The following is an 11576-nucleotide window of genomic DNA, read 5'->3' on the forward strand; positions in this document are numbered from 1 at the left end:
CAAGTGAGCTGGCGTGCTCCTTATGGCCTTCCTTTCGAGGAAGGCCTTTTTATTCTCTGCCTGTAGCGGTGTATGCTTAGCGTTAGAGGTGGCTGGCTTTCGCCGCACCCAAAAGACAAGACAATGGCCACCAAGCTAGAGGATGTCGCAATGAAATTGATCTCAGCCATTATCAAGCCGTTTAAGCTTGATGACGTACGTGAATCGCTCTCCGATATCGGCGTGCAGGGCATTACCGTCACAGAAGTAAAAGGTTTCGGCCGTCAAAAAGGCCACACTGAGCTTTATCGTGGTGCTGAGTACGTGGTGGATTTCCTGCCTAAAGTGAAGCTCGAAGTAGCCGTTGACGATGATTTGGTGGAGCAAGTCATTGATGCGATTACCCAGGTTGCCAACACGGGTAAAATCGGTGACGGCAAGATTTTCGTAATGCCGCTTGAGCAGGTCATTCGCATCCGTACCGGCGAAACGGGTAAAGATGCGGTTTAATCTGGTGAGTGGTGAATGGTGAGTAGTGAATGGTAAGGCGTGAGTGGTGAGTAGTAGAAAAAGCCCCTGTGGATTATTTCCAGCAGGGGCTTTTTGTTAATGAGGTGTTAGCGATAGTGGCTAGAATCTTCTATTCACCCTTCACCCTTCACCCTTCACCCTTCACCCTTCACCCTTCACCAACAAATCACTTCTCAACAAACGCACGCTCGATCACGTAATCACCCGGCTCGCCCATACGCGGGGAGATATTCAGGCCGAGTTCATCCAAAAGCGCACTGGTGTCGTCCAGCATGGCGGGGCTACCGCAGATCATCGCGCGATCCTGGCGCGGGTCGATCGGCGGAAGGCCAGTATCTTCGAAGATTTTACCGCTGCGAATATGGTCGGTTAAGCGCCCCATGGTGTGGAACTCTTCACGGGTTACCGTGGGGTAATAAACCAGCTTGTTGGCGATATCTTCGCCCAGATACTCGTGGGCAGGCAGCTCTTTGGTAATAAAGTCGGCGTAGGCCAGCTCAGAGACTTCACGCACGCCGTGTACCAGTACGACTTTATCGTAGCGCTCATAGACTTCCGGATCTTGAATCAGGCTCATAAACGGCGCCAGCCCCGTACCGGTTGAAAGCATATACAGGTTGCGACCCGGCAGCAGGTCGTCGCAAACCAGCGTACCGGTTGGCTTGCGGCTGACCATGATCTGATCGCCCACTTTCAGGTGCTGAAGGCGTGAGGTCAGCGGACCATCGGGCACTTTGATACTGAAAAACTCAAGGTGGTCTTCGTAGTTGGGGCTGGCAATGGAGTAAGCGCGCATCAGCGGTTTGCCATTAACTTCAAGGCCAATCATGACGAACTGGCCAGTTTTGAAGCGCAGGCTACGCTCACGCGTGGTGCGGAAGCTAAACAGGGTATCGTTCCAGTGGTGAACGCTGAGTACTTCTTCTAACGCAAACTTACTCATGCCGACTTCTCCCTCAGGTGATAAAGCGTTAGCCTCACCACTCATATACTTAAAAAGAATAAAAATTTCTTAAAACGTTGTCAGTAAGTCTAAGCAAAGAGTGGTATATCTGTTAAGCAAATTATATTGATAACGTTTATCTCTAAAATAGATATAGGCCTTGTATGCACTACACCTTGCGCCAGCTGGAAGTGTTTGTAGCGGTAGCCCAGCATGAAAGCGTCTCTCACGCCGCCCGCGCCTTGGCCATGTCGCAGTCGGCTACGAGTACCGCTCTGGCTGAACTGGAAAGACAGTTCGATTGCCAGCTGCTTGACCGCATAGGCAAGCGCTTAAAGCTCAATGCGCTGGGCTTCCAACTTCTGCCCAAGGCGGTTGCTCTGCTTGACCGTGGCGAGGAGATCGAGGAGCTGCTGCGCGGGCAGCAGGGCGTAGGCACGTTGGATGTAGGCGCGACCCTGACAATCGGCAACTATCTGGCAACGCTTCTGATCAGCGATTTCATGCAGCGCTACCCCGGTAGCCGGGTGCGCCTTTCGGTGCGCAACACACGCCATATTATCGAGAGCGTGCGCCAGCACTCGTTGGACCTGGGCCTGATCGAAGGCCAGTGCGACGACGAGATGATCATCAGCCAGCCCTGGGTCGAAGATGAGCTGTGCGTGTTCTGCTCGCCGCGCCATCCTTTAGCCGGACAAGACCATCTTGAGCTTGAGCAACTGTTGCGCGAAGACTGGATCATGCGCGAAGAGGGCTCAGGCACCCGGATGACCCTAGAGCACGCCGCGCGCCACCGGCGCAGCCGCTTTAATACGCTGCTGGAGCTTGAACATACCGAAGGGATTAAACGTGCAGTGGAGTCTGGCCTGGGTATCGGCTGCGTATCCCGCCTGGCGCTGCGCGATGCCTTCCGGCGTGGCAGCCTGGTACCGCTACCCACGCCGGAGCTGGATCTAAAGCGTCAGTTCACCTTTATCTGGCATCGCCACAAGTACCTGACGACCGGCGTACGCGAGTTCCTGCGCCTGTGCCGCGAAATGACCGCTGGCGCCAAGCGCAGTGATGATATTGAGCTGCCGCCGGTTCCCTGAGGCGTTATTCGCCTCTAGATTCATACGCGAGCTGGCGTGTACTGGAAGAGCGCTCTTCTTCAAGCGTAAACCCGCCTACCAATTCAGCGAGCCGTTCGGCCTGCTCTTTAAGCTGTTCGGCGGCGGTGGTGGACTCTTCGACCAGAGCAGCGTTTTGCTGAGTCATCTGGTCAAGGTCACTCACCGCGATGCTGACCTGACTGATACCGTCGTTCTGCTCGCGTGCGGCGGTGCTGATATCGCCCAGCATCTGGGTAACTCGGGTGACGCTTTCGGAAAGCTCGTGCATCGCGGTTCCCGCGTCGTGCACCAGCTGAGTACCGCTTTCTACCTTGCCTGACGAGGCATTGATGCGCTGGCGGATATCCGCCGCTGCGTCGCTGCTGCGCCCGGCCAGCTTGCGTACTTCATCCGCCACCACGGCAAACCCGCGGCCGTGCTCGCCTGCCCGGGCGGCTTCCACCGAGGCGTTCAGGGCCAGCAGGTTGGTCTGGAAGGCGATGCTGTCGATCACGCTGACGATGCTTTGAATCTCGGTGGAGTTGGTGCGGATATCGTCCATAGTGATGACCACCTGCTCGAAAGCGCCGTTAGTGCGCGTAGCGAGTTGCGAGGCGGTTTGCGCAAGCCCGCTGGCCTCTTGCGATGCGCTAGTGGTGTGGCCCACGGTGCTGCTGATCTCCTCCATGGCGGTCGAGGTCTGCTGCAGGCTGGCGGCGGCCTGGTCGGTGCGCCGTGAAAGGTCCTGGCCGCCTTGAGTTATTTCGCTTGCGGCGTGGTGGACCGATTCGCTGCTGGCGCGCACATCCACCAGTACATCGTGAATCTTCACCGCAAAGGCGTTGAACTGCGTGGCCAGTTCGGCGCTTTCATCACGGCCGCGCACTGGCAGGCGCTGGGTCAGATCGCCGTCGCCGGAAGCGATATCGCGCATACGGTCGGCCAAGCGACGAAGAGGGCGGGCGATACGCGCCCCGATCCACCACAGTGCAAACATACCGACAACCGCCAGCAATAAACCCACCGTAGTCATGCCCAGGGTATTTTGATCGCGTTGTTCACCCAGCAGGTCTTGCAACGCATTGAGGTCGGCAAATACCACCTCTTCCGGCAGTTGCAATACGAGCACCCAAGGCTGCTCAGTATTGCCGAGCTGGAGCGTATGGTAGCGCTGGATCATGCCGTTATGCGTATTGCCTCGAAAGCCCGCCTGCGAGGTTGCTTGCCTGATGCCTTCCAGAACATCGCTATTGAGTGTACTGCCCGTTGGTTGGCCAAGCGTCTCGCTATTCGCAGTATCCGCTACCAAACCGCCTCGGCCGGCGACCAGAATCATTCGCCCAGCACCGTTATAGAGGTCTTGGCTTGCCTCGATCAGCATGTTCTGAATAAAGTTCAGCGATAGGTCTACCCCGGCGACACCGCGAAACTCGCCATTCACCAGAATGGGAGCATTGAAAGAGGTAACGAGCAGCGACTCACCGTCGTAATCATAAACGGCTGGGTCAATAACGCAGGGCGCTAGTGTTTCTTTGGGGCAGAGGTAGTATTCACCTTCGCGTACACCATTGGCGAGCACGGTCTGGCTATCCATGGTGTCTCCCAGCGGCAAAACCTCCAGGTTGCCCTCTTCAGTGCGGTACCACCAGGGCATGAACCGGCCACTGCCGTCATGCCCGTAGCGCTCTTCACCAAGGTAGCGCGCATCATCGCCAAAAGCATCGGGCTCCCAGCCGATAAAAGCGTCAAGCAGCGCCGGGTTGTCGGCAACGGTTTGGCGAATGATATTGGAGAGCTGACGGCGGCTTAGATAGAGCGCTTGCCGTCCCTCAGCGTCAGTGGCGCCCATGAGAGCATTGGTGCGTGCTAGCTGATTGGCGACCTGAAGCGCGTTGTTGAGCTCGCCCTGAATACGTTCGCCTTCCGCCTCGATAATCGCGTTCAAGCGAGCATCCAGCGCGGTTTTCGCCTGTTCACGGGTGTGCTGATCGACGGTTTCAGCCGTACGGTTGGTCGCTACCAGGTTATAGACAACCAGCGCAGCGACAATCGCCAGCAGGCAGGGACTTGCTAGCACAAGCAGGTAGGTTCGCAACGAGCCAAAATGCATACTGATTCCTCAAGAGCCAGGGAAGTAATGGGCAGCGATGCGTGAAAATCACGCAGCAGGGAGACGGCTGATAAGTTTCGTAAGTTATCGGCATGCGAGGCGACGACTTGAAAAGTAAAGATGCAAATTAATGACTGAGCGCTGCACATCACGTGGCAGACCGGTTGTGATATAGGGCCCTTTAGTAAGGGCCCGTTCTCGGCTAATTAATAGGTTGGGTAGGCAGGTGAGGGCAACTGTTGCTTAGCGGAGTGGCTATCTCCCTCAAGCGTAAACCCGCCTACCAATTCAGCGAGCCGTTCGGCCTGCTCTTTAAGCTGTTCGGCGGCGGTGGTGGACTCTTCGACCAGAGCAGCGTTTTGCTGAGTCATCTGGTCAAGGTCACTCACCGCGATGCTGACCTGACTGATACCGTCGTTCTGCTCGCGTGCGGCGGTGCTGATATCGCCCAGCATCTGGGTGACCCGGGTGACACTTTCGGAAAGCTCGTGCATCGCGGTTCCCGCGTCGTGCACCAGCTGAGTACCGCTTTCTACTTTGCCTGACGAGGCATTGATGCGCTGGCGGATATCCGCCGCTGCGTCGCTACTGCGCCCGGCCAGCTTGCGTACTTCATCCGCCACCACGGCAAACCCGCGGCCATGCTCGCCTGCCCGGGCGGCTTCCACCGAGGCGTTCAGGGCCAGCAGGTTGGTCTGGAAGGCGATGCTGTCGATCACGCTGACGATGCTTTGAATCTCGGTGGCGTTGGTGCGGATATCGTCCATGGTGATGACCACCTGCTCGAAAGCGCCGTTGGTGCGCGTAGCGAGTTGCGAGGCGGTTTGCGCAAGCCCGCTGGCCTCTTGCGAAGCACTGGTGGTGTGGCCCACGGTGCTGCTGATCTCCTCCATGGCGGTCGAGGTCTGCTGCAGGCTGGCGGCGGCCTGGTCGGTGCGCCGTGAAAGGTCCTGGCCGCCCTGAGTAATTTCGCTTGCGGCGTGGTGGACCGATTCGCTGCTGGCGCGTACATCGACCAGCACATCGTGTATTTTTACCGCAAAGGCGTTGAACTGGATCGCCAGCTCAGCGCTTTCGTTGCGCCCGCGTACCGGCAACCGCTGGGTCAGATCACCGTCGCCGGAGGCAATGTCGCGCATGCGGTCGGCTAGGTTTTTAAGCGGGCGAGAGATGCTGGTTCCCAATAGCCAACTGGCCAACAGGCCGAGGCCTGCAATCAGCAGCCCCATTAGGATCATTCCCCACGTGGAGGCTTTGCTCTGTTCACTAAGCTGATCCTGCAAACCATAGAGACCCGCCATGACGGCACTTTCAGGGAGACGAATCATCAATACCCACGGCTGGCCGCTCTCGTCGATAGCAAACGGCCAGTACAGTTCGGTCATGCCCTGCTCGGTATCAAGCTTACGCACACTCTCGCCCTGCTGGGCTTGAGCGATGCTGGTCTGAAGTTCAGGGTCGAGCACGTTTTCAACGCGTTTACCCATTAGCTCCGGCGCACCCGTATAAGCGGCTAGGGCACCATGAGCGGCAACCAGGGCCATTTCGCCCACTCCGTCATAAAGGGTTTCGTTAGCCTCTTCAAGCAAGCCCTGAATGAATTCAACCGAGAGGTCTACGCCAGCACTGCCGCGAAACTCGCCGTCCACGATAATGGGGGCGTTAAACGAGGTCACCAGTAAGGTTTCGCCGTTATAGTCGTACAAGTGTGGGTCGACAATACAGCTGCGCTGGGTTTCCTTGGTGCACAGGTAGTACTCTCCGCGGCGAATGCCGTCTGCATCGCGTTCCTGGTTTTCTATGTCACTGCCCAGCGCGAGAACTTCAATGCTGCCACTGTTAGTGCGATACCACCACGGCATAAAACGGCCATCGGGGCTATAGCCCTGGTCTTCACGATCAGTAAAGCGAGCATCACTACCGAACGCATCTGGCTCCCAGCCAATAAAGGCGTCCAGCAGGTCAGGGTTGTTAACCACCGTTTGACGTACCAGCATTGATACCTCACGCCGGCTCAAGGACATCAACGGCCGGCCGTCGGCATCCTGTTGGCCCAGCATGGCGTTGGTATGCGCCAGATTAGTCGCAAGCGTTAGCGCATGCTCCAACTGACCCTTTATCTCTTCAGCCTGACCTGAGGCAATGGCGGTGAGACGCGCCTCGATATTACTTTCGAGTAGCGTCTGTGTTTCACTTCTCACCAACGACTGGGAGCGTGCGTTGGCAATCACCGAGTAGATCACCAGCGCCGCAATCACCAGGAGAATACAGCCACCCACCAGAGTGGCTATCAGCGTACGGACGGACTTGAAGTTCATTTTTGTTATTGCTCTCTGGGCTCAGTTACTGCTTAACGCAGCAGGGAAGCAGGCGGCATAAGCCGTTGGCTTGAAGAAGCTGAATTGCTTGCCAGGGTAAAGCCGCCCACCAGTGCTGCGAGACGCTCGGCCTGATCCTTGAGCTGCTCGGCAGCGGTGGTGGACTCTTCTACCAGCGCCGCGTTTTGCTGGGTCATCTGGTCAAGGTCGCTCACCGCGATGCTGACCTGGCTGATGCCGTCGCTCTGCTCGCTTGCCGCGGTGCTTATCTCGGCCAGCATCTGGGTGACGCGTGTGACACTTTCCGTCAGCTCATGCATGGCTGTTTCAGCGCCCTGGACCAGCTGGGTGCCACTTTCCACTTTGCCGGTTGAGGCATCAATGCGCTGGCGGATATCCGCGGCAGCGTCGCTACTGCGAGACGCCAGTTTACGCACTTCATCGGCAACCACCGCAAACCCACGGCCATGTTCACCCGCACGCGCCGCTTCTACCGACGCGTTCAAGGCCAGCAGGTTGGTCTGGAAGGCAATGCCGTCGATCACGGTTACAATTTTCTGAATTTCAGCCGACGTCGTGCGGATGTCATCCATCGTGACCACCACCTGCTCAAACGCCGAATTGGTCCGCGAGGCCAGCTGCGACGCCGTTTGAGAAAGTCCGCTGGCTTCCGTGGAAGCGCTGGAGGTATGGCCCACTGTGCTGCTGATCTCCTCCATGGCGGTCGAGGTTTGCTGCAGGCTGGCCGCGGCCTGGTCGGTGCGCCGTGAAAGATCCTGACCACCCTGGGTGATCTCGTTGGCCGCATGATGAACGGATTCACTGCTGGCGCGTACATCGACCAGCACATCGTGGATTTTAACGGCAAAGGCGTTGAACTGGATGGCAAGTTCGGCGCTTTCATTGCGTCCGCGCACAGGCAGGCGCTGCGTCAAGTCGCCGTCGCCCGAGGCAATGTCACGCATACGATCGGCCAGGTTTTTCAGCGGGCGAGAGATGCTGGTTCCCAATAGCCAACTGGCCAACAGGCCCAGAAACGCGATGCCTAGACCCATGCCAAGCATGCTCAACGTGGAGGCTGTGCGTTGCTCCTGCATCTGCTCTTGCATGTTGTTTAAGCCAGCAAACACGGCTTGCTCGGGCAAGCGAAGCATCAACACCCATGGTGCCTCAGTGCCGCCGATGGTAAAGGGCCAATAGAGTTCGATCATGCCCTGCGCCTGGTCAACGTTGCGGACCACTTCACCTTGTTGGGCACGGCGAAGATTCCCCTGTAGGGAAGAGGTAAATGCTTCGCTTGAGGATTTTCCCACCAGGGAGGCATCGCTGGTGTAGGCCGTAACGCCTCCCTGCGAAGCGATAAGCGCTATTTCGCCCGCGCCGCTGTATAGCGTTTGGTTGGCCTCGTTAAGTATCGATTGAATAAAGTCGACCGTATAATCAACGCCCGCAATGCCACGAAACTCGCCATCAACGATAATAGGGGCATTGAACGAGGTGACCAGCGTGAGTTCGCCGTCGTAATCAAACTGCGACGGGTCAACGACACAGGGGGCTAGCGTTTCACGCGGGCATAGATAGTACTCGCCGCTGCGCACGCCGCTTGCCTGGATAGCCTCACTCTCCATAGCGTCGCTTAGCGGAAGCGCGGCTAAATCACCGTTCTCGGTGCGGTACCACCAAGGGCGAAAGCGCCCATCGGCACCGTAGCCAAGGCCCTCACGTCCGGCAAACCGTGCATCCAGACCAAAGGCGTTTGGCTCCCAGCCAATATAGGCATCGAGTATTTCGGGGTTGGTAGCCACCGTTTGGCGTACCAGCAGCGAAATTTCGCGGCGGCTCAGGTTCAGTGCCGGTCGGCCGTTGTCATCCAGCTGGCCCAACATGGCATTGGTGGCGGCCAGGCTTTCGGCAATCTTGAGGGTTTTTTCAAACTGGCCCTGGATAAGCTCTGCCTGCGCTGAGGCAACGGCCGTTAAGCGTGCTTCGATATTGCGCTCAAGCAGTTCTTGGGTCTGGTCTTCTACCAGTACCTGAGAACGCGCATTGGCAATCAGTGAATAGATTACCAACGCGGTCACCACCAGCAGAATACAGCCACCTACTAAAATGGTAATCAACGTGCGGACGGACTTGAAGTTCATTTTTATAGTTGCTCTCGATGCTCAGTTACCGCTTAACGCGGCAGGGAAGGGGGCTGCACGAGCCGCCCATCTACTTGGGGCGATGAATGGGTTGATAGGGTAAAGCTGCCAACGACATCGGAAAGACGCAAGGACTGCTCTTTCAGCTGCTCTGCGGCGGTTGTAGATTCTTCTACCATGGCTGCATTTTCTTGCGTCATGTGGTCCAGTTCGGCCACCGCAATATTGACTTGATGAATACCGTCACTCTGCTCGCTGGTAGCCGCCGTGATTTCTTCAAGCACATCGGTTACGCGAGTAATGTGCGCCACGATATCCTGCATGGTGGTGCCAGCATCGCGTACCAGGGTTGTGCCGTTATTCACTCTGCTTTGCGAGTCTTCAATCAGCTTTTGGATATCGTGGGCGGCATCACTGCTGCGTCCTGCCAATTTGCGCACCTCATCGGCGACTACCGCAAATCCACGGCCGTGTTCGCCAGCGCGGGCGGCTTCCACTGAGGCATTGAGCGCCAGCAGGTTAGTTTGGAAGGAAATGCTGTTCATCAGAGTGACAATTTCGCCGATCTTATCCGAGGCGTGAGTGATGTCTTCCATGGTGGTCACCACGTTTGCCACCACCTTTCCGCCTTCATTAGCCACTTCTGAGGCGGTTTGCGATAGCTTGTTGGCTTCCTGCGCTGAAGCCGCCGTGTGCTGGACCGTGCTCGTAATCTCTTCAATTGAGGCCGACGTTTGCTGCAGGCTGGCAGCCGCGTTATCGGTACGCCGGGAAAGATCCTGTCCACCCATGGCGATTTCAGTCGCCGCATGGTGCACTGATACGCTGCTGCTACGTACATCGATCAATACCGCTTCCATCTTGCTCACGAAACGGTTAAAGGCCTGAGCAATTTGAGTAACCTCATCACCGCCCTCTTCGGGCAGGCGTTGGGTCAGATCCCCTTCACCAGAGGCGATATTATCCATGGCGTTACGCACAATCAGCAGGCGGCGCAGCAGCAGTGATAGCAGCAGGCCAAAGGCAAGGGCGGTCAATAGCGCCACAACCACTAAAATAACGATGGAAGAGGTGGCGATTGCGCGTAGGCCAGCCGTTGCCTCATGCTTATCCAACGCGACCATAAGACGCCAGCCGTTTTCACCGCCAATCGCGCGGCCGAGCAATAGCTTGTCACTTCCCTGGAGAGTTAGAGGGAGCGGGGTGGTGGCACTCGTCAATTGATTGATCAAGCCCGTCGTGAGCTGGCTGTTAATGGCGGAGACCGGGCTGAGGATCAAGCCAGTATCGGGGTGGGCGATCAATGTGCCATCGTAAGTGGTGAGAAAACCAAAGCTTGCAGGAGTCGGCGCAATGCCGGTGACCGTTTCGACAATATTGCCGATAGGAATATCCGCACCTACCACGCTGATGAGTTCAGCATTGCGATAGAACGGACGGGCAAATGTAATGACCAGCCCGCCTGTCTGATCATCAATATAGGGGGCGGTAACAATCGTATCCTGTGCTGCTACTGCTGCTTTGTACCAGGGGCGTTCGCGCGCGTCATAGCCGCTGCTCGGCGATGCTCCGTTGTCATAGGTAATGGAACCATCATCGGGATAGCCAATATAAGTAGAAATAAACCCACCCGAGGTAAGGAGCTGGCGAAGCGCCGGGCCGGGATCGTTACTGTTAGCGGCTGTCTCCATGCTTTCCAGCATATTTAGCCGAGTATTGAACCACTCGTTCAAGGCCTGGGTATTGCCGCTCACAACCGCTTTTAAGTTGCTGGCTATCTGTACATTGTTGTGATGTTTTACCGTCATGTAACTGACGATGCCGTTAATCACTAGGCCAAGAATAATCGCTGCCAGTGCGGCTAATAAAATACGTACTCGAAGGGAGGAAAACATGGTCGCTCTCTGTGTCGATAAGCTTCCGTATGCACTGCTGCTACGGAGTGAAGTTATCAAGCTTATCGGCGAGAGCGACTGCTACTTTAGTTAACTATAGGGTGATTGTCGTTAAGCGCTCAACGCAAGTCGCTGACGGCTTCCTGAATATCTTTCAATGGCGCCTTGCTAAGATCTTTTGCCAACGTGTGCGTCACCAGCTTTTGGGTCGGTGCGTCGAGCTTTTCACGTAGCAGGCCTAAGAACTTGGGCGGCGCGACCAAAATCAGCTTTTCCATGCTGTTACTGACGCGTGCGTTATATAGACACTGGGTCACTTCTTTGGCAAACAGTTCATTTTCATGCTTTAACGCCGTGCCCCCTTCAGAGGATGAGCGTGATGACGACGATCTTGATTCATGTACGTCGGCGCCTGCGCTGTCAGTGATCAGGTCGCCTTCATGCAGGCGTCCTTCGGCATGAACCAGGCTCTCTTTTTCCTCCAGATTAAGTGCATCACGGGTGAAAATACGCGCCCGAGCAGCATCAGCTACCACGATATAGGTTGTCATCATTAAACGTCCTC

8 protein-coding genes are annotated in these 11576 nt (G+C 56.5%); 2 read left to right on the forward strand and 6 right to left on the reverse strand.

What is annotated here, in order from left to right:
- Positions 1-150: 150 nt before the first annotated feature.
- On the forward strand, positions 151-489 hold the full coding sequence (glnK, locus tag ACT3XD_RS14980; protein ID WP_026285650.1) for a P-II family nitrogen regulator: 339 nt from the start codon (positions 151-153) through the stop codon (positions 487-489).
- A 187-nt stretch (positions 490-676) separates the two neighbouring features.
- Here the strand turns inward: glnK and ACT3XD_RS14985 are convergent, their stop codons facing one another.
- Positions 677-1453 carry a ferredoxin--NADP reductase gene (locus tag ACT3XD_RS14985; protein ID WP_018916848.1) on the reverse strand — a complete coding sequence of 259 codons (777 nt, stop codon included), beginning with the start codon at positions 1451-1453 and terminating at the stop codon, positions 677-679.
- A gap of 164 nt (positions 1454-1617) precedes the next feature.
- On the opposite strand from ACT3XD_RS14985, the gene ACT3XD_RS14990 reads away from it, so the two are divergent.
- Positions 1618-2544, forward strand: a complete 927-nt coding sequence (locus ACT3XD_RS14990; RefSeq protein WP_192538802.1) for a LysR family transcriptional regulator — start codon at positions 1618-1620, stop codon at positions 2542-2544.
- Between the two features lie 4 nt (positions 2545-2548).
- Here the strand turns inward: ACT3XD_RS14990 and ACT3XD_RS14995 are convergent, their stop codons facing one another.
- From ACT3XD_RS14995 to ACT3XD_RS15015, 5 genes are all read right to left on the reverse strand, one after another.
- A complete protein-coding gene (locus ACT3XD_RS14995; protein ID WP_192538803.1) occupies positions 2549-4654 on the reverse strand; it encodes a methyl-accepting chemotaxis protein in 2106 nt (701 codons plus the stop codon).
- A gap of 206 nt (positions 4655-4860) precedes the next feature.
- A complete protein-coding gene (locus ACT3XD_RS15000; RefSeq protein WP_192538804.1) occupies positions 4861-6972 on the reverse strand; it encodes a methyl-accepting chemotaxis protein in 2112 nt (703 codons plus the stop codon).
- Between the two features lie 32 nt (positions 6973-7004).
- Positions 7005-9116 carry a methyl-accepting chemotaxis protein gene (locus ACT3XD_RS15005; protein WP_192538805.1) on the reverse strand — a complete coding sequence of 704 codons (2112 nt, stop codon included), beginning with the start codon at positions 9114-9116 and terminating at the stop codon, positions 7005-7007.
- Positions 9117-9148: 32 nt separating this feature from the next.
- Positions 9149-11011: a methyl-accepting chemotaxis protein gene (locus ACT3XD_RS15010; protein WP_192538806.1), complete on the reverse strand. Its 1863-nt coding sequence runs from the start codon at positions 11009-11011 to the stop codon at positions 9149-9151.
- Between the two features lie 119 nt (positions 11012-11130).
- Positions 11131-11562, reverse strand: a complete 432-nt coding sequence (locus ACT3XD_RS15015) for a host attachment protein (protein ID WP_192538831.1) — start codon at positions 11560-11562, stop codon at positions 11131-11133.
- Positions 11563-11576: the final 14 nt, after the last annotated feature.

The sequence above is a fragment of the Halomonas sp. AOP7-B1-5 genome (assembly GCF_052353045.1).
GTDB classification, from domain to species: domain Bacteria; phylum Pseudomonadota; class Gammaproteobacteria; order Pseudomonadales; family Halomonadaceae; genus Vreelandella; species Vreelandella colorata.